The organism is Dyella sp., assembly GCF_035685885.1.
Taxonomy (GTDB): domain Bacteria; phylum Pseudomonadota; class Gammaproteobacteria; order Xanthomonadales; family Rhodanobacteraceae; genus Dyella.
In genome coordinates this window covers 1-17,732 of record NZ_DASRZX010000147.1, presented here as the reverse complement: position 1 = coordinate 17,732, position 17,732 = coordinate 1, and the positions used below count along the sequence as shown (strand labels likewise).

Below are 17,732 nucleotides of genomic sequence, written 5' to 3'. Positions count from 1 at the left end.
GAAATCCCATGAAATCATGTGCAATGGCGCTGGCCCTGGTGGGCCTGCTGGCGGGTTGCGCCAGCCATCGGGCGCGCGATCGTCTGGACGTGCAAGACCCGACCGTGCTGCAGGCAGGTACGGATGTCCAGCAGGGCACGGCGGCAGGCGCGCCGACCAGGGAGTGGTTCGGCAGGTACCAGGGCATGCACGCCAGGACCATGCTTCCGGACCTGCATCAGCGGCTGGCGGCGCTCGGCTCCAGGGCGACAGGCTACGACGGTGCCAAGGCCCAGTGCTGGATCGATGCCGCCGACGAGGAATACCGGTTTGGCAACCAATGGGGCTTCGTGCAGGAGGCGATGGGCGAGGCCGATCGCCTGCTGGACGGCCTGAAAGGCAAACAGGCCATCGCTGCCGGCAATGCGAAGCTGCGCACGGTGGCGCGGCTGCGTCCTGACGTGTGGGCTACCCTCGATGCTGCCAGGAGAAAGGCAGATGGCAGGGCCGATTGCGATGAAGCCCAACGCATCATCGCCTGCAGCGAAGTGCAGCTGATGCACGCAGGGCATGAGGCGTGGCGCAGAAGCTTCGACAAGGCGGAAAAGCGCGTCGATGCGTTGACGCCTGCGGTGAACGCACTCGATGAACGGATCGACCGATGCCCCGCATCCAAGGCGGCGGAGGTGGCCACGCCGACCACCCGTACCTTCAAGGCCGATGCGCTGTTCCGTTTCGATCGCGGCGACGAAGCCGGCCTGTTGCCCGAAGGGAAGCGAGAACTCGACCGGCTGCTGGCTGACCTGAAGCAAACGGCCCTGCAGCGCATCGACATCGTGGGTCATACCGATCGCCTGGGCAGGGATGCCTACAATGACCGTCTGTCCGCCCAGCGTGCCGCGACCGTGCGGGACTACCTGGCCAGCCACGGCATGAGTGCGATGCCCATGCATGCGACAGGCGAGGGTAAGCGCATTCCGGTCGTTGAGTGCAACCTGCGGCGCCGTGAAGAACTCATCGCCTGTCTTGAGCCCAATCGGCGGGTGGAGGTACGGCTGTTCGTCAGGGAGGAATGAGTCGCGACGTGTCACCTCGCGTTCCCTCAGGCAGAAAAAAGGCGATGCCCTCGGCATCGCCTTTTTCGTGGCCAGGCGAGCGACTCAGCGAATGACCATGTCCAGGATCATGTTGTTGCCGATCGATACCAGCAGGTAGCTGTTGTCGTCGCGCACCCAGCGGTAGCCGTAGGGTGGCGGGGAGAGGCGATAGCCGCGGTAGTCGTCGACGATGTACATCGGGCCGTCATAGCGGTAGCCGCGCGCCCAGCGTGGATGCCCGCCGTAGTAACGGCGCTCGCTGTAGTAGCGGTGATCCCAGTCGTGGCGGTCGCGATCGCGCCATCCGTCGTGGCCACGCCCGCCATCACGGTCATGTCCGCGGTCGCGATCATGGTGATCGTTCCGGTCATGTCCGCGGCTGTGGTCATGCCACGGATCAGCCGCCGCGGCACTGCTGCCGGCAAGCAGGGCCAAAGTCATGAGCACGCTGGAAAGGGTTTTCATGCATCCTCCTCGGTGAGCCGCCGGCGACAGAGGCGGCGGTCAGGCAGGCGCATCGTAGGAATGTGCGTCTGAATGCCGAGCGTGCTTCCTTGAAAGCGTCGTGCAAGCTTTCAGCTCGTACTTATCCAGCTGAATCGCCGTACAGAATTGGGAGAGGCCCTGCATGTTTCTGCGCGTCGTGTTGGCGCTGGTAACGCTGGCGCTGCTGGCGTATGGCGGCGTCTGCCTCTCGATGTATCTCGGGCAGCGGCAACAGATTTATCACCCCGAGGCTTCCTGGCGGGTGCAACAGCCGCCGGACTTCACCCTGGTCAGGGAGGGCGGCGTGACCCTGCGCGGTTGGGTGATGAACCCGGGCAAGCCGAAGGCCTTGCTCTATTTCGGCGGCAACGGCGAACGCATCGAGGATGCACGCAGCAGCCTCTCGGCCTGGTTTCCCGACCGCACGATCTATCTGCTGCCGTATCGCGGCTACGCCGCGAGCGAAGGCGAACCTAACGAAGCGGCGTTGATCGGCGATGCCGCGGCGCTGTTCGACGACGCGGCGCGTTCGCACGCACAGGTGGCTGTCATCGGCCGCAGCCTTGGCAGCGGCGTTGCAGTCCAGTTGGCCGCACGTCGGCCCGTGGAACGACTGGTGCTGGTGACGCCCTTCGACAGCCTGGTGCAGGTGGCCGCCGGCTATTTCCCGTGGCTGCCGGTGAACGCACTGATGCGCGACCGTTTCGAGTCGTGGCGCTACGCGAAAGACATTCACTGCCCGGTGCTGGTGATTCGCGCCGACGGGGACGAAGTGATTCCCGCCGCACGCACCATGGCATTGGTGCGGGCATTCGCGCCGCCTCCGCAGGTGCAGGTTGTGACCGATGCCGGACACAACACCGTCCAGGACCACGCGGATTACCGCGTGAGCCTGGATCGTTTCCTGCAGTGACGATCAGCGCGCGAAGGGTTCGAGCTGGCGCGCGACAGCGGCGTTCTTCAGTGCTACATACTGCGGCAGGCCGTTCCTGCCGTAAGGCAGGGGTGCCTCGCCCTGGATCAGCGGCGCAAGGTAGCGCCGCGCCGCGGCGGTGATGCCGAAGCCGTCGCGGGTGAGGAAGCTCGCCGGCATCTTTTTTTCGCGATTGGCGATCTTCGACAGGGGAGCCGGCTCGATCTTCCAGCGATAAGGCGCATCGTTGGTACGCACGATCACCGGCATCACCGCATTCATGCCGCCCAGCGCGTACTCCACGGCGGCTTTGCCCACGGCATACGCCTGGTCGGCGTCGGTCTTCGAGGCGAGGTGGCGCGCCGAGCGCTGCAGGTAGTCGGGCAGCGCCCAGTGGTACTTGTAGCCCAGCTTTTCCTTCACCAGCGAGGCCAGCACCGGCGCCACGCCGCCCAGCTGCGAATGGCCGAATGCATCGCGCGTACCCGCCTCGGCGAGGAACTGGCCCTGAGCGTTGAGCAAGCCTTCGGAGGCCACCACGGTGCACCAGCCCACGCGCTCCACCGTGGCCTTCACCTTGGCGAGGAAGGCGGCCTCGTCGAAGGCGCGTTCGGGGAACAGGATGATGTGCGGCGGTGCATCGGCGCCTTCACCGGCGAGTCCCGCGGCCGCGGCGATCCAGCCCGCGTGGCGGCCCATGACTTCCAGGATGAACACCTTGGTCGAGGTGTCCGCCATCGAGGCCACGTCGAGGCTGGCTTCGAGCGTGGAGACAGCGGTGTATTTGGCTACCGAGCCAAAGCCCGGGCAGCAATCGGTCACGGCGAGGTCGTTGTCCACCGTCTTGGGCACGCCGATGCAGCGGATGTCGTAACCCATGGCCTTGCCCAGTTGCGAGATCTTCAGCGCGGTGTCGGCCGAGTCGTTGCCGCCGTTGTAGAGGAACCAGCGGATGTCATGCGCGCGGAACACGTCGATCAGGCGCTCGTATTCGGCGCGATGGGCCTCCAGCGATTTCAGCTTGTAGCGGCACGAACCAAACGCGCCGCCCGGCGTGTGGCGCAGCGCGGCGATGGCGGCCTTGGTTTCCTTGCCGGTATCGATCAGTTCTTCGCGCAGCGCGCCGAGAATGCCGTTGCGCGCAGCGTAAACTGCCACGCCCTTGGCGCGCGCCGCTTCGATCACGCCGGCCGCGGTCGCATTGATGACGGCGGTGACGCCACCTGATTGGGCATACAGCAAACGGCCTTGGGGCTTGGATGTCGACTTCATGGGTTTGCGTCCGGCAGGGCGAGGTTGCCGTGCTCATCAAACACGAAGTACGGATTGAATGCGAATTCCCACAGGTGACCGTCGAGATCGGCGATGTAGCCCGAGTAGCCGCCCCAGAACGCTTCCTGCGGAGGCTTTACTGCACGCGCGCCTGCCGTGACTGCGGCAGCGAACCAGGCATCGACTTCCTCGCGGGAGCCCGCATTGCGCGCCAGGGTGACGCCGGCAAACCCCGCCGGCGTGTCCTCGACCTGGGCGTCCTCGGCCAGGGCACTGCGCCCGTAAAGCGCCAGCACGCCCGCGCCACCCTTGAGGAACGCGATGTTCTCGTTGCTGGCCGACGAAGCCCGCCAGCCCAGCGCTTCGTAAAAGCGCCGCGCCCGCGGCAAATCGCCGACGCCCAGGGTGACGATGTGGATGCGTGGGGCGGTCATGCGTGATTCCTTTCAGGGGTGGTCGCGGAAGCTTAAACCCGGCCGGCGCAGGCTTTCCATGATCGCCGGGTGTGGCGGCAAACTCGTTTTGCAGCAGTCGCTTGGCGTTTTCCGGACGTTCGTCTCGTTTGACGGAAACGGCTCCAGAAGCTACTTTGAGCGCTAATTTTCTTGCATTCGATGGGGCCGCAGCCTGCGGTGACCCGCCGATACCCTGGAGCACTATGCGACTCGTCCTACTCGGTCCGCCCGGTTCGGGCAAAGGCACTCAGGCTGCGCGGCTGAAGGTGGCACTCGGCGTTCCGCACATCTCGACCGGCGACATGCTGCGCGCGGCGGTGGCGGCGGGTACCCCGACTGGCCTGAAGGCAAAAGCCGTGATGGATGCCGGCCAGCTGGTCTCCGACGACATCCTCCTGGCCATGCTCGAAGAGCGTCTTTCGCAGGACGACGTGAAGAACGGCTTCATCCTCGATGGCTATCCGCGCAACCTGGCCCAGGCCGATGCGCTGGACCATCTGCTGGCCAAGATCGGCCAGCCGCTGGACGCCGTGGTCAAGCTTGATGTGCCCAACGAAGCGATCATCGCCCGCTGCGAGATCCGCTTCGCCGCAGAGCATCGCAAGGACGACGACCCGGTGGTCGTGCGTGACCGCCTCAAGGTCTACGCCGAGCAGACCGCACCGGTAGCCGATTTCTTCGAGCGCCGCGGCAAGCTGCAGGTGGTGGATGGCGTGGGCGACCTTGACGAGGTCACCCTGCGCATCAAGCGTGCGCTGGCGGACGAATCGGCGGCCGCCAACGGCTGAGCCGGAACGCCAGTGGTTTCCAGGGCCGCCGCGAGGCGGCCCGATGTTTTCAGGGCTGGCCATCGTCCCGTAGCGCTGGCGAATCAAGCGAACAAGTCAGGTCATCCCCACATGCGTCTGCACATCCTCGGCATCTGCGGCACCTTCATGGGCGGCGTCGCCGCATTGGCGCGCGAACTCGGCCTTGTCGTCGAGGGCTCTGACGCCAACGTGTATCCGCCGATGAGCACCCAACTGGAGTCGCTCGGCATCCGGCTGATGGATGGCTACAAGGCGGAATATCTGCAGCCCGCGCCGGACCTCGTGGTGGTCGGCAATGCGATGACGCGCGGCAATCCTGCCGTCGAATACATGCTGGATCAGCAACTGCGCTACATCTCCGGCCCGCAATGGCTGGGCGAGACGCTGCTGCCGGGCCGCGAAGTGCTGGCGGTGGCCGGCACGCACGGCAAGACCACCACGACCAGCCTGCTGGCGCACCTGCTGGAAAGCGCGGGCCTGTCGCCCGGCTTCCTCATCGGTGGCGTGCCCGGCAATTTCGACGTGTCCGCGCGCAAGGGCGACGGCAAGCCGTTCGTGATCGAGGCCGACGAGTACGACAGCGCGTTCTTCGACAAACGCTCGAAGTTCGTGCACTACCGTCCGCGCGTCGCCATCCTCAACAACCTCGAATACGACCACGCGGACATCTTCCCCGACGTGGCCGCGATCCAGCGCCAGTTCCATCACCTGGTGCGCACCGTGCCTGGCAATGGACGGCTGATCGTCAACGCGCACGATCACCACCTGGCCGAAGTGCTCGCCATGGGCTGCTGGACGCCGGTGGAAACCTTCGGCATCGGGCAGGGCGACTGGCAGGCCCAATTGATTACCGCGGACGGCTCGGCGTTCCGCGTGGTTCGTGGCGACGAAGTGCTGGGCGAAGTGCATTGGCCGCTGCTGGGCAACCACAGCGTGATGAACGCGCTGGCGGCGTTGGCGGCGGCCACCGCGGCGGGTGCGGATCCGCGCGCGCTGCTGCCGGCGTTCGCCACGTTCGAGAGCGTGAAGCGTCGCATGGAAGTTGTTGGCGAAGCCGGTGGCGTTCGCGTGTACGACGACTTCGCGCATCATCCGACCGCCATCGCCACGACGCTCGCCGGACTGCGTGCCAAGGTGGGCGATGCGCGCATCGTGGTGGCGCTGGAGCCGCGTTCCAACTCGATGCGTCTTGGCGCGCATGCCGAAGCACTGGCGCCTTCGCTGGCGGATGCCGACGCTGTCATTTTCCTGCATCGCCCCGAGCTGGCATGGGACGCTGGCCGTGTCACTGGCGCACTGGATGGACGCGGCAGCGCGGTGCCCACGGTCGATGCGCTTATCGCCGCGCTGCGTGAGCAGGTACGCTCGGGTGATCACGTGGTCTTCATGTCCAATGGCGGCTTCGAAGGCGCGCCGCGCCGTTTCGCAGAAGCACTGGCATCCTGAGGGTTTCGCCGCTCCCACAAAAGCGGATGCGGAAATTCCGGCGCGATCCGCCAACTCCCTGTGGGAGCGCACCCTGTGCGCGACAGCCACATGCGAGGACGCCGCAGCACCGCTGTCGCACAAGCCGGTCGACTGATCGAAATCTGTTCGCCGCAGCGTTGGGTGGAAAGGTGATCCCGTCACGCTGCAGTCGCGCACAGGTGGATACCCCTGACGCGCTGCGTCCTTCCTGCAGGAGCGCACCCAGTGCGCGACCGCAACGTGCAATCACGCCGCCGTCTGGATCGCGCGCGACATACACGTTCGCCAACGACAAGTCCGCCATGCGGCCGTGCACAACGCATCCTGTCGCCAACAAAGACGCCCGGCCGCCGCTAAACTGATCCAATGGCTGCCCAGTCCCCCACCATCGACGTGCCGCTGTTTCCACTAGGCACGGTGCTCTATCCCGGCGGGCAACTGCCGCTGCGCATCTTCGAGCCGCGCTACGTGGACATGGTGCGCGAGTGCACGCGTACCGGCGGTTCATTTGGCATCTGCCTGATCCTCGAAGGCACTGAGGCCGGCGCACCGGCGACGCCTGCCGCGGTGGGCACGCTGGCGCGTATTGTCGATTTCCATCATCGCGAAGACGGCCTGCTGGGCATCGTGACCGAGGGCGCGCAGCGTTTTCACGTGGCGCGCACCCGCGTGCGTTCGGACGGTCTGGTTCGTGGCGATGTGGGGCTGTGGCCCGATGAGGCCGCGCAGCAGGTGCCGGTGGAGCTGGCCTTGCTGCCGGCAATCCTCGAACGGTTGATCGATTCGATGGCGCCGCAATGGAAGCATGCGCCGCGGCACCTCTATGACGATGCGAGCTGGGTGGGTTTCCGCCTGTCCGAGCTTTTGCCGCTGCAAGCCGACGAGCGGCAGTACATGCTGGAACTCACCGATCCGCTACGGCGACTGGCCGAACTTCGCGATATTCTTCCACGTTTCCAGCGTGCCTGACGTTCGGCCATAGCAGCGCACCCATCGCGCCACCGAAGCGTCATGGCGTTTCCGCTTCTCAGGCTTTTCGCGCACTGGGTGCGCTCCTACACTGGACGTTCCTCGAACAAGGCAGACACCTCATGACCAGCCTGGCCGGCAAGACCCTCTTCATCAGCGGTGCCTCGCGCGGCATCGGCCTGGCCATTGCGCTGCGTGCTGCACGCGATGGCGCCAACATCGCCATCGCCGCCAAGAGCAGCGTGCCCAATCCGAGATTGCCTGGCACGATCCACAGCGCAGCGGCCGAGATCCAAGCGGCCGGCGGCAAGGCGCTGCCGATCAAGTGCGATATCCGCGAAGAGGACGAAGTGCTCGCGGCCGTGGCCGCCACCGTCGAGGCCTTCGGCGGCATCGACATCCTCGTGAACAACGCCAGCGCGATCTGGCTGGCCGGTGCACTGGACACGCCGATGAAGCGCTTCGACCTGATGCAGCAGGTCAACGCGCGTGGCAGTTTCCTGTGCGCCCAGGCGTGCCTGCCGCACCTGCTCAAATCCGCCAACCCGCACATCCTCACGCTGGCACCGCCGCCGTCGCTGGATCCGAAATGGTGGGCGCCGCACACCGGTTACACGCTGGCGAAGATGGGCATGAGTTTTGTCACGCTGGGTCTGGCGGGTGAATTCGGTCCCCAGGGCGTGGCCGTGAATGCACTGTGGCCGCGCACGATCATCGCCACGGATGCGCTCAACATGATTCCCGGCATACCGCTCGATCGTTGCCGCAAGCCCGCCATCGTCGCCGATGCCGCGCACGCCGTGCTGACGCGCCAGGCCAAGGGTTTCGCGGGCCACTTCCTGATCGACGAAGACGTGTTGCGCGATGCCGGCATCACCGACCTGTCGTCCTACGCCATGGATCCCGCGCAATCGCCGTTGCCGGATCTGTTCCTGGATTGAGCATCGTGGACTGCCCGTTCTGCGCGATCGCTGCTGGCCGACTGGAGGCCAGCGTGGTGGCGCAGTCCGATCACGCGCTGGCGTTTCTCGACCTGCGGCAGGCCGTGCCGGGCCACGTACTGGTGGTGCCGCGCGAACACGTCCAGGACATCTACGCGATCAGTCCGGCGGTTGCCGCCGAGGTGATGCAACTTGGTGTGCGCGTGGCGCAGGCGTTGCGCGAAGTGTTTCATCCGCCGGGCCTCAACCTTTGGCAGTCCAACGGAGCGGCTGGTGGCCAGGAAGTAGCTCATTTCCACCTGCATGTGCAGCCTCGGCGCGTTGCCGATGGCTTGCTGAGCATCTATGGCGGGAACGTGCCGGCACCGACGTCGCGTGACGAGCTCGATCGCCTGGCAGGACGCATCCGCCCGTTTCTTTCCACAGACGGCGTTTCCCCGACGCCATGGAGCCACCCATGAAATACCTCCACAGCATGGTCCGCGTACGCGACATCGACCAAAGCCTGCGTTTCTTCTGCGACGGCCTGGGCCTCAAGGAAACGCGCCGCATGGAAAGCGCCGCGGGCAAGTTCACCCTGATCTACCTGGCGGCGCCCGAAACGCCGGATGCCGAAGTGGAGCTGACCTACAACTGGGACTCCAGCGAGGACTACGGCAGCGCCCGCAACTTCGGTCACCTGGCCTTCCAGGTGCAGGACATCTACGCCACCTGCGCCCACCTGCAGGCTATGGGCTACACCATCAACCGGCCGCCACGCGATGGTCACATGGCCTTCGTACGCTCGCCTGACCTGATCTCGGTGGAACTGCTGCAGGATGGCCACCTGGCGCCCCAGGAGCCTTGGGCATCCATGCCCAACATCGGTGTCTGGTAGCTCCCGCTGCTGTCGCCAGACTTGCGTTGGCACGGGGGACGGGGCGCTCGGAGGGCATCCGCTAGGCCATAGGTATTAGCCGATCGCGCTCCCCCGGGCTTCCGTTCGACTGAATCGCCCCATTTGTGGGGTGACTCAGGGCACTGCAGTTGTATATTGTGTGACGCATATCACATTTCTGCAGCGGTCGCGGGTTAGCGTGGCGCGACGGCGTGGTAACCGGGGGGTGGCCAGCATGTGCCTGGCCGCGACCGGCCAAATCTGACCCGCTACAGGGGGTTGGGAGGGACCATGGCTGTGCTAAGGGAGGAAGCCAGGCGATGCGTCGTCTGGTTCGGACAGCCCGCCAGCGAGGAACGGGCTGGTCTGGCAAAAGCAGGTTGGATCATCCGAGTGGCGGACGCCAACACCCAGGGAGGGGTAGGCATGCGCAACAACGACACGGTTGTGGCGCTCGCCGATCTGCGGCACGGTGAACCCGCGTCGATGCACGCCATGGCCGAATTGATGGCCGACCATCCATGGCTGCCGTGGGTCGCGCTGATTCCGCCGGACATGTCGACCCATGAGCCCCTCGTCGATCGCATCCTCGAAGCGAGCATCGAATACTTCGCCACGCCCGTGGACGTGGACCGACTGGTGGAGACGCTCGCCCGCATCGGTGGCGACCAGTTGCCGGCGACCGAGCCCAGCGACATCGGCGTGACCGGGCGCAGTGCCGCGATCGGCGCTGTCGTGGCCAGCATCCGCAAATACGCTCCGGTGGAGCTGCCCGTGCTGATCACGGGTGAAACGGGGACTGGCAAGGAGGTCGCTGCCCGTGCCCTGCACGGCTTGTCGGCACGCGCCGACCGTCCGTTTGCTGCCATCAATTGCGGTGCGCTGCCGCCCAACCTCGTGCAGTCGGAGTTGTTCGGCCACGAGCGCGGTGCCTTCACCGGCGCCAACGCGCGGCGCATCGGTCATTTCGAGACGGCCGCGGGTGGCACCGTGTTCCTCGACGAAGTGGGCGATCTGCCGCTGGACGCGCAAACCAGTCTGTTGCGCTTCCTGCAGGAAGGCACGCTGGAGCGCGTGGGCAGCAGCCAGCTGATCAAGCTGGACGTGCGGGTCCTTGCTGCCACGCACGTCGATCTCGAGAAAGCGGTGGAGCAAGGGCGCTTCCGCGAGGACCTGTATTACCGCCTCAACGTGCTGCGGCTGCGCATGCCGCCGATGCGCGAACGCGAGGACGATGTGGTCATGCTGGCGCAGAAGTTCCTCGACGCGTTCCGCGAACAGCACCCCAGCCGCGCCCGCACCTTCAGCCCCGGCGCGCGGCGCGCCATGCTCGATTTCGCATGGCCCGGCAATGTGCGCGAATTGCTCAACCGCGTACAGCGCGCGGCCGTGGTAGCGGAAGACATGCTGATCAGCGTGAACGACCTGGACCTGGCCGACATGCTGACCAAGCAGGCCGCGCGCTCCAGCCTCGGCAGCACGCGCGTGGCGGCGGAACGCGATGCGGTGATGGCTTGCCTGCGCGAAAGCCGTTTCAACGTCAGTGAGTGCGCGCGTCGACTGAAGGTCTCGCGCGTCACCATCTACCGGCTTTGCAAGAAGCACCAGCTCGCGCTCGACGAGTTGCGCTGAAAAGGCTGCAAGACCTCAGCCATCCTCCGCACGGCGTGCTGCGCGGGGATCGGTGGAGGCTGGGCGCTTCCATTGCCGCCTGCAGCAGGCAAGCATCGGCGGGGTGGAGTCTGGATCGTCACGATCGGCGCTCGCGGCGCCGAAGAAGGAAGGCCCCCGGCCCGCAGGGGTCGGGCCGGGGGCTTCCGTTGGTGCCCCGGCCACAGGGGTTGCCGGGTTACCGCCCTCGTATCCGCCTCGCAGCGGAAGACTGTCTACAGCACTTACCCGCCTGTGCGTCAAACGCCGTTGGTAGGTGGAACTTCCGATGCCAGCTGCGCGAACCGCGTCGACGTTGCCCTGGGCCACCCAAGGGCGTTGCTCTCCCGCCGCCGTGTTTGTCCCTGCCACGGTGTTCGAAGCGGTATCGCAGCTGGCTTTCCCCTTTCCACCTGTACAACTCTTGCGCAGCAAGCGCTGTGCCAACTTCGCAAAAGGGCTGGAAACGAGGGTTTTCATGCGGTTTCTGGCACCTTGCCCGGCGTGCCTGCGTGTTGCGTGCGTTACACGTCAGCAACCCGAAACTGCCGCTGGATCGCCCGCAGGCCGCACCGTTGTGCGGTTTTCGTGCCGTTGTAACGCAGAGGTCACACCGCACAGCCGAGGTTGACACCTTTTTCGCCGTGCAAAGCCCCGCTGCAGGGCTTAGGATGCTTGTCGCGCCGCAGCAAGCCTGGGGCGCCCCTCCATCCCCATTCGATATGGCGCCGCTCCGGCGGCGCCCGGAGCAAGACATGCACGCGCAAGACCCGTCGGCCCAGTCCCTGATCGATCTCGGCAAGCGTTACTGGCTGCCGGTCTATCGGCCACGCGAAGTGGTGCTGGACCACGGCAAGGGCGTGCGCGTGTGGGATACGGAAGGGCGCGAATACGTCGACTTCGGCGCCGGCATCGCGGTCAATGCCCTCGGTCACCAGGATCCGGACCTGCTGGAGGCGCTGACCACGCAGGCGCACAAGCTCTGGCACACCAGCAACGTGTTCTACAGCGAACCGCCATTGCGCCTCGCCGAGGAACTGGTTGCGGCCTCGGGTTTCGCCAAGCGTGTATTCCTTTGCAATTCGGGCACCGAAGCCAATGAGGCGGCGATCAAGCTCGTGCGCAAGTGGGCCACCGCGCAGGGGCGTGAAGCCGACAAGCGCGTCATCGTCACGTTCCGCGGCTCGTTCCACGGCCGCACGCTGGCTGCGGTCACCGCGACCGCCCAGCCGAAGTACCAGGAAGGCTACGAGCCGCTGCCCGGCGGCTTCCGCTACATCGATTTCAACGACGTGCCCCAGCTCGAAGCCGCCTTCGCCCACGGCGACGTGGCTGCGGTGATGCTGGAGCCGGTGCAGGGCGAGGGCGGCGTGCTGCCGGCGGCGCCGGGCTTCCTCAAGCGCGTGCGTGAGCTGTGCGACCAGTACGACTCGCTCTTGGTGCTCGACGAAATCCAGTGCGGCATGGGTCGCACCGGCACGCTGTTCGCCCATGTGCAGGACGGCATCAAGCCCGACATCGTCACGCTGGCCAAGGCGCTGGGTTGCGGTTTTCCCATTGGCGCGATGCTGGCGGGCTCCAAGGTTGCCGAGACCATGCAGTTTGGCGCGCATGGCACCACCTTCGGCGGCAATCCGCTGGCAGCCGCGGTGGCGCGCGTGGCGCTGCGCAAGCTGTCGTCGCCCGAGCTGCTCGGCAACGTGGCACGCCAGTCGCAGGCGCTGCGCGAGGGCCTCGCCCGCATCAACGCCGCGCTCGACCTCTTCGACGAAGTGCGTGGCCGGGGCCTGATGCTCGGTGCCGTGCTGAAGGAAGCCCACAAGGGCAAGGCAGGCGCCATCCTTGATGTGGCTGCTGCGCACGGCCTGCTGGTGCTGCAGGCGGGCCCGGACGTGCTGCGCTTCGTGCCACCGCTCAACCTTGGCGACGAGGATCTCGCCGAAGGCCTCCAGCGCCTCGAAGCCGCCCTGCGCGCCTACCTCGCCGGCTAGGCCGCACCTTCCATGTAGGAGCGCACCGAGTGCGCGATCACCACGTCATGATCGCGCGCTGCCATGCATCTGCACCACGTTGATGCAGGGCTTGTCACCCCACATCCGTACCGCCCAGCGGCGCGCCGCATCCCCGGCAGTAGCGCGCATCCGGCTGGTGCCCCTTCATCTGGCACTGGCCGCACGTCGCCTGCTGCCGCGCGTCGCGGATACCCGCCGCCAGTTCCGCCGCAAAAATGCCGGTGGGCACGGCGATGATGCTGTAGCCCACCAGCATGATCAGCGACGTAAGCATCTGCCCCAGCGTCGTGTGCGGGGTGATGTCGCCGAAACCCACAGTCGTCATCGTCACCACTGCCCAGTACATCGCGCGTGGGATGCTGGTGAATCCATTCTCCGGCCCTTCCACCAGGTACATCATTGCGCCGAAGATCAGCACCAGCGTCAGGATCGTGCTGATGAACACGAAGATCTTCCGCCGCGAGCGCACCAGTGTTCCCCACAGCAGGTCCGCTTCACCCACGTAACGGGTCATCTTCAGTACGCGGAAGATGCGCAGGATGCGCACCGCCCGGATCACCAGCAGGTATTGGCTGCCAGCGATGAATAGGCTCAGGTACGTGGGTAGCACGGCCAGCAGGTCGATGACGCCGAAAAAACTCAGCGCATAGCGCCGCGGACGCGCGACCACCAGCAGCCGCATCACGTATTCGAACGTGAAGGCGACGGTGAATATCCATTCCAGTGCGTAGAAGATCCCGTCGAAGCGGACGTGCACGTCCTCCACCGTGTCGAGGATGGCGACCAGGATGCTCGACAGGATGGCGATGATCAGCACCAGGTCGAACAGCCGTCCCGGCGCGTCGTCATGGCCGAAGATGATGTGGAACCAGCGTGCGCGCCAGCCGGCGCGGGAGGCGGGTGCCACCCTGACATCGAAGGGAAACGGTGGTTGCCTGCTCATGTGTCCCGCCCTCGGCAAGGTGTCACCAGCTTAGCGAGAGCCCGTCATCGCGCCGTATTCATGGCAGGCCGAACGTGGCGAGGGCTGCGCTGAGTCCGGCGAGGTCCCGGTAGTGGTGCCCATGCAGGCCGGCACGGAGGGCGCCCTGCACATGGGCTTCGTTATCATCGACGAACAACGTTGCGTCGGCCGGCACGCCAGGCCGATCCAGACATGCGAGATAGACACGGGAGTCGGGCTTGATCGCGCCGAACTCGGCGGAGGCGAATGCGCGTCCTTCGAATAGTGGAAACAGCGACGGCGCGATGCGTCGAAGTTGCCGCGCCATCAGTACGCCGTTGTTGGTAAGGAGGGCCACGTCCATGCGCGCTCCGATGCGCGCAACCAGATCGCGGACGTCAGGACGCACGTGCGTGGCCGTGCGTCGCGCCGCGGTCCACGCATCCGCGCTGACTTTGCGCCCGAGAAACGCGCTTAGGGCATCGAGATAGGCCTCTGGCGTCAAAGCACCACGATCCGCCGCATCCTCGATGCCTGACGCATGGATGGCCGCGCGAACCTGTTCCGGCGTACTGCCGATCGCGTCGGCGAGATGGCCGACGCGAACCGCGCGATCGTAGTCGGCCAACACCTCGTCCAGGTCGAACAGGATGCAACGCAGCAAGGATTTATCCGGCGCGAGCAGCCTTCAACGCACCGCGTGCCGCTTCAAGCGTATCGGCGATGTCCTGCTCGCTATGCGCGCTGGAAACAAAGCCGGCTTCGAAGGCGGACGGCGCGAGATAGACGCCACGCTCCAGCATGCCGTGGAAGAAGCGGTTGAACATCGCCGTATCGGCGGCGGTCGCCTGTGCGTAGCTTTCCACCGTTTCGCCGGTGAAGAACAGACCGAACATGCCGCCCGCGCGATTCGTGCTGAAGGCGATGCCTTCGCCATCGGCAATCGCCTGCATGCCGTCGGTGAGCAGGCGCGTGCGCGCTGCCAGCGCGTCGTAGAATCCTGGCGCTTGGATCAGCTCCAGCATCGCCAGCCCGGCAGCCATCGCCACCGGATTGCCCGACAGCGTGCCGGCCTGGTAGATCGGACCGGCCGGCGCCACCTGCTGCATCAGCTCGCGACGGCCGCCATAGGCGCCCACCGGCATGCCGCCGCCGATGATCTTGCCGAATGTGGTGAGGTCCGGCGTCACGTCGTAATAAGCCTGCGCGCCGCCCAGCGCCACGCGGAAACCCGTCATCACTTCGTCGAAGATGAGCAGTGCGCCGTGCTTGGTACACAGCTCGCGCAGCGCCTGCAGGTAGCCTTCCTTCGGAGGAATGCAATTCATGTTGCCGGCCACCGGTTCGATGATCAGGCCGGCGATATCGTGCCCGTGCTCGTCAAACAGCCGCACGGCGGCATCGAGATCGTTGTAGGTCAGGGTCAGCGTGAGATCGGCATTCGCCTTGGGCACGCCCGGCGAGGTCGGCACGCCAAACGTCAACGCCCCCGAACCCGCCTTCACCAGGAAGCTGTCGCCGTGGCCGTGGTAACAGCCCTCGAATTTCACGATGAGATTGCGCCCGGTGGCGCCGCGCGCGACGCGAATGGCCGACATGGTCGCTTCCGTGCCGGAATTGACCATGCGCACCATGTCGATCGAGGGAATCAGCCGCGTGATCGTCTCGGCCATCGTCACCTCGGCCGGGCAGGGCGTGCCATAGGACAGGCCGTTCTTCACCGCGCGTTCCACCGCCTCGCGCACGTGGGGATGATTGTGGCCGACGATCATCGGCCCCCAGGAGCCCACGTAGTCGATGTAACGCTTGCCCTCCACATCCCACAAAAAGGCGCCATCGGCCCGCGCCGTAAAGAACGGCTCGCCGCCAACCGACTTGAAGGCGCGCACCGGCGAATTCACGCCGCCGGGCATCAGGTTCTGCGCGCGTTGGAACAGCTCGTGGTTGGTGGTCATGCGAAAGGTCTCAGTACGAAGTGAAGAGTTGGGTAAAGCGCGTAGCTGCGCCGCGAACGTCCGGGTCGCCGAATACGGCCGAAATCACGGCGAGATAGTCGGCGCCGGCATCGATCAGCAGGCTGCCATTGTCCGGCGTGATGCCGCCAATCGCCACTCGCGGCAATCCAAGCGTGGCGCTCTGCCGCAGCAGGTCGAACGAAGCGCGGCGCGCATGCGGCTTGGTGGGCGAGGGGAAAAAAGCGCCAAACGCCAGGTAGTCAGCGCCCGCGTCGGCCAGTTTCCTGGCGCGCTCGATCGAGTCGTAGCAGGACGCCCCGATGATGGCATTTGCGCCCAGCAACTCCCGCGCGGCGGCAATATCGCCATCGTCCTCGCCCAGGTGCACGCCAGCCGCACCCACCGCTTCGGCGAGCTTGACGTCATCATTCACGATCATCGGCACACTGCGTGCAGCGCACAGCGCGCGAATGGCGCGAGCTTCGTTCAGGCGGCGCACGTGATCCTGGGTCTTGTCACGGTACTGCAGCAGCCGGGCGCCGCCAGCCAGGGCCAGGGCCACCACTTCCAGCAGATTCGGGCGCGGCCCGTCGGTAATCACATACAGGCCGCGGCCCTTGAGTCTTGATTGCATGGGGTTCCATCCGGGAAAACAGTCGCCATACGCTTTCGCATCGGCGGGGGAGTTGCGAGAATGCGCCTCTTATTCTCCATATCAAGCTATCCAGCGATGAATCAGAGCACCAACGAAACCGGCGCATTCCGCAAATGGATGTGTGTCGTCTGCGGCTTCATCTACGACGAGGCGCTGGGTGTGCCTGAAGAAGGCATCGAGCCCGGCACCCGCTGGGCCGATGTGCCCGATACCTGGACATGCCCGGACTGCGGCGCGACCAAGGAAGATTTCGAGATGATCGAAGTCGACTGAATTCGCTCTCCGCGTTGCCCTCAAACGGCCCGATTCCGTCATCGTACGGACCGGGCCGTTTGCTTAGATAGCACCTGCGCGCCGGAAATGATGGCACGCACTCAGGCAGGAGCAGCACCATGAAGCAGTTCATTCCCTTCGAAGACGACTGGGACGCCCTGGAAAATCTGCGTCCGGAAATGCTAATTCCCTATCACGTCGGCGTCCCCTGCCGGCACGACCTGGCCGCCAACGATGGTCATGCGGCACCGACGTCGCCCTCGATGTCCATCGGCGCCACCGGCGCTACTAATACCTAGGGTCCAGCGGCAGACGCATGGGGCTAGGGATTTCACGCCCACCGGTGAGGCTTTCGCCGGTATGAAGAGTGTTCTTCAGCAGCGCCCGTGGCGATCGTCGCGCGGAAACACCAACAACGCGCTGTGACCGTGCGTGAGCGCGGAGACCAACCGGCCGCGCAAGCGTGTTGCGTCATCGGTGGCCAGTTACGCAGGGAAAAGTTGCCCATGCAGGAGCTCGCGCCACGAACAGCAACGGTGCAAGCACCGATTGCACCGGTTGCGGGACTCGTTTGACGGCGTGTTGGCGAGTCCCGAGGTGTGGCGGACTGTCACGGCAGTGAAAAAAAATCGTTTGAACCCCTTCCCAGATCCTGGAAGGGGCGCTATTATTTTCCTCCCCCGTCGAGACGCTCTCCGACGCGGGGTTCCACCAAAAACCCGAAAGCAAAAATTCTTTGCGAACGGTGTTGACGGACAGGAAAAACGATGTAAGATGAGCGGCTCACTCGGAACGAAATGTTCCGGCGCGGACACCGAAAGGGGCCGCAAGTGATTGCGATCTTTGACAGTGTGCGCAGGTGACTTGTGTGGGCGTCTTGCGTGGATGATTGAATGTCCATATATGCAAGCGTCTAACCTAAGAGTCAATTCAAAAGCTTGACGTTTATGGTTAGGACATACGCTTCAGAAAGATAGAT

The 17,732-nt window shown here is 65.2% G+C and carries 19 protein-coding genes; 12 read left to right on the top strand and 7 right to left on the bottom strand.

Annotation, left to right across the window (positions count from 1 at the left end):
• Nucleotides 1-8: 8 nt before the first annotated feature.
• On the top strand, nucleotides 9-1,055 hold the full coding sequence (locus VFG49_RS16545) for an OmpA family protein (RefSeq protein WP_324862527.1): 1,047 nt from the start codon (nucleotides 9-11) through the stop codon (nucleotides 1,053-1,055).
• Between the two features lie 84 nt (nucleotides 1,056-1,139).
• Here VFG49_RS16545 and VFG49_RS16540 read toward each other — a convergent pair whose 3' ends face one another.
• Complete coding sequence (locus VFG49_RS16540; RefSeq protein WP_324862526.1) at nucleotides 1,140-1,541, bottom strand: RcnB family protein; 402 nt, start codon at nucleotides 1,539-1,541, stop codon at nucleotides 1,140-1,142.
• A 163-nt stretch (nucleotides 1,542-1,704) separates the two neighbouring features.
• Between VFG49_RS16540 and VFG49_RS16535 the strand changes: the two genes are divergently transcribed.
• Nucleotides 1,705-2,475 carry an alpha/beta hydrolase gene (locus VFG49_RS16535; protein WP_324862524.1) on the top strand — a complete coding sequence of 257 codons (771 nt, stop codon included), beginning with the start codon at nucleotides 1,705-1,707 and terminating at the stop codon, nucleotides 2,473-2,475.
• 3 nt (nucleotides 2,476-2,478) lie between these two features.
• Here the strand turns inward: VFG49_RS16535 and VFG49_RS16530 are convergent, their stop codons facing one another.
• Nucleotides 2,479-3,747 (bottom strand): 6-phosphofructokinase, encoded by a 1,269-nt coding sequence (locus VFG49_RS16530; protein ID WP_324862522.1) that lies wholly within the window; start codon nucleotides 3,745-3,747, stop codon nucleotides 2,479-2,481.
• Nucleotides 3,744-4,181 (bottom strand): VOC family protein, encoded by a 438-nt coding sequence (locus VFG49_RS16525; protein WP_324862520.1) that lies wholly within the window; start codon nucleotides 4,179-4,181, stop codon nucleotides 3,744-3,746. The genes VFG49_RS16530 and VFG49_RS16525 overlap by 4 nt, the downstream gene beginning before the upstream one ends.
• Before the next feature lie 224 nt (nucleotides 4,182-4,405).
• Between VFG49_RS16525 and VFG49_RS16520 the strand changes: the two genes are divergently transcribed.
• The 8 genes from VFG49_RS16520 to VFG49_RS16485 all read left to right on the top strand — a co-directional run bounded on the left by VFG49_RS16520 (nucleotide 4,406) and on the right by VFG49_RS16485 (nucleotide 12,906).
• Entirely contained in the window at nucleotides 4,406-4,990 is a 585-nt protein-coding gene (locus VFG49_RS16520; protein ID WP_324862518.1) for an adenylate kinase, read from the top strand.
• Nucleotides 4,991-5,101: 111 nt separating this feature from the next.
• The gene (gene mpl / locus VFG49_RS16515) at nucleotides 5,102-6,457 is read left to right on the top strand and encodes a UDP-N-acetylmuramate:L-alanyl-gamma-D-glutamyl-meso-diaminopimelate ligase (protein WP_324862516.1); all 1,356 of its coding nucleotides are present in this window, start codon (nucleotides 5,102-5,104) and stop codon (nucleotides 6,455-6,457) included.
• 387 nt (nucleotides 6,458-6,844) lie between these two features.
• The gene (locus VFG49_RS16510) at nucleotides 6,845-7,447 is read left to right on the top strand and encodes an LON peptidase substrate-binding domain-containing protein (RefSeq protein WP_324862514.1); all 603 of its coding nucleotides are present in this window, start codon (nucleotides 6,845-6,847) and stop codon (nucleotides 7,445-7,447) included.
• A 122-nt stretch (nucleotides 7,448-7,569) separates the two neighbouring features.
• The gene (locus tag VFG49_RS16505; protein WP_324862512.1) at nucleotides 7,570-8,388 is read left to right on the top strand and encodes an NAD(P)-dependent oxidoreductase; all 819 of its coding nucleotides are present in this window, start codon (nucleotides 7,570-7,572) and stop codon (nucleotides 8,386-8,388) included.
• A gap of 5 nt (nucleotides 8,389-8,393) precedes the next feature.
• Nucleotides 8,394-8,849 carry an HIT family protein gene (locus tag VFG49_RS16500; protein WP_324862630.1) on the top strand — a complete coding sequence of 152 codons (456 nt, stop codon included), beginning with the start codon at nucleotides 8,394-8,396 and terminating at the stop codon, nucleotides 8,847-8,849.
• Nucleotides 8,846-9,265, top strand: a complete 420-nt coding sequence (locus VFG49_RS16495) for a VOC family protein (RefSeq protein WP_324862510.1) — start codon at nucleotides 8,846-8,848, stop codon at nucleotides 9,263-9,265. The genes VFG49_RS16500 and VFG49_RS16495 overlap by 4 nt, the downstream gene beginning before the upstream one ends.
• A gap of 291 nt (nucleotides 9,266-9,556) precedes the next feature.
• Entirely contained in the window at nucleotides 9,557-10,897 is a 1,341-nt protein-coding gene (locus tag VFG49_RS16490) for a sigma-54 dependent transcriptional regulator (RefSeq protein ID WP_324862509.1), read from the top strand.
• A gap of 773 nt (nucleotides 10,898-11,670) precedes the next feature.
• Nucleotides 11,671-12,906: an acetylornithine transaminase gene (locus VFG49_RS16485; protein ID WP_324862507.1), complete on the top strand. Its 1,236-nt coding sequence runs from the start codon at nucleotides 11,671-11,673 to the stop codon at nucleotides 12,904-12,906.
• Between the two features lie 94 nt (nucleotides 12,907-13,000).
• Here the strand turns inward: VFG49_RS16485 and VFG49_RS16480 are convergent, their stop codons facing one another.
• The 4 genes from VFG49_RS16480 to thiE are packed head-to-tail and all read right to left on the bottom strand — an operon-like array spanning nucleotide 13,001 to nucleotide 16,459.
• Nucleotides 13,001-13,870, bottom strand: a complete 870-nt coding sequence (locus VFG49_RS16480) for an ion transporter (RefSeq protein WP_324862505.1) — start codon at nucleotides 13,868-13,870, stop codon at nucleotides 13,001-13,003.
• A 58-nt stretch (nucleotides 13,871-13,928) separates the two neighbouring features.
• Complete coding sequence (locus tag VFG49_RS16475; RefSeq protein WP_324862503.1) at nucleotides 13,929-14,534, bottom strand: HAD family phosphatase; 606 nt, start codon at nucleotides 14,532-14,534, stop codon at nucleotides 13,929-13,931.
• A 4-nt stretch (nucleotides 14,535-14,538) separates the two neighbouring features.
• A complete protein-coding gene (gene hemL, locus VFG49_RS16470; RefSeq protein ID WP_324862501.1) occupies nucleotides 14,539-15,825 on the bottom strand; it encodes a glutamate-1-semialdehyde 2,1-aminomutase in 1,287 nt (428 codons plus the stop codon).
• Nucleotides 15,826-15,835: 10 nt separating this feature from the next.
• The gene (gene thiE / locus VFG49_RS16465) at nucleotides 15,836-16,459 is read right to left on the bottom strand and encodes a thiamine phosphate synthase (RefSeq protein WP_324862499.1); all 624 of its coding nucleotides are present in this window, start codon (nucleotides 16,457-16,459) and stop codon (nucleotides 15,836-15,838) included.
• A gap of 96 nt (nucleotides 16,460-16,555) precedes the next feature.
• On the opposite strand from thiE, the gene VFG49_RS16460 reads away from it, so the two are divergent.
• A complete protein-coding gene (locus VFG49_RS16460) occupies nucleotides 16,556-16,753 on the top strand; it encodes a rubredoxin (protein ID WP_324862497.1) in 198 nt (65 codons plus the stop codon).
• A gap of 119 nt (nucleotides 16,754-16,872) precedes the next feature.
• Nucleotides 16,873-17,052 carry a hypothetical protein gene (locus tag VFG49_RS16455; RefSeq protein ID WP_324862495.1) on the top strand — a complete coding sequence of 60 codons (180 nt, stop codon included), beginning with the start codon at nucleotides 16,873-16,875 and terminating at the stop codon, nucleotides 17,050-17,052.
• Nucleotides 17,053-17,732 lie beyond the last annotated feature (680 nt).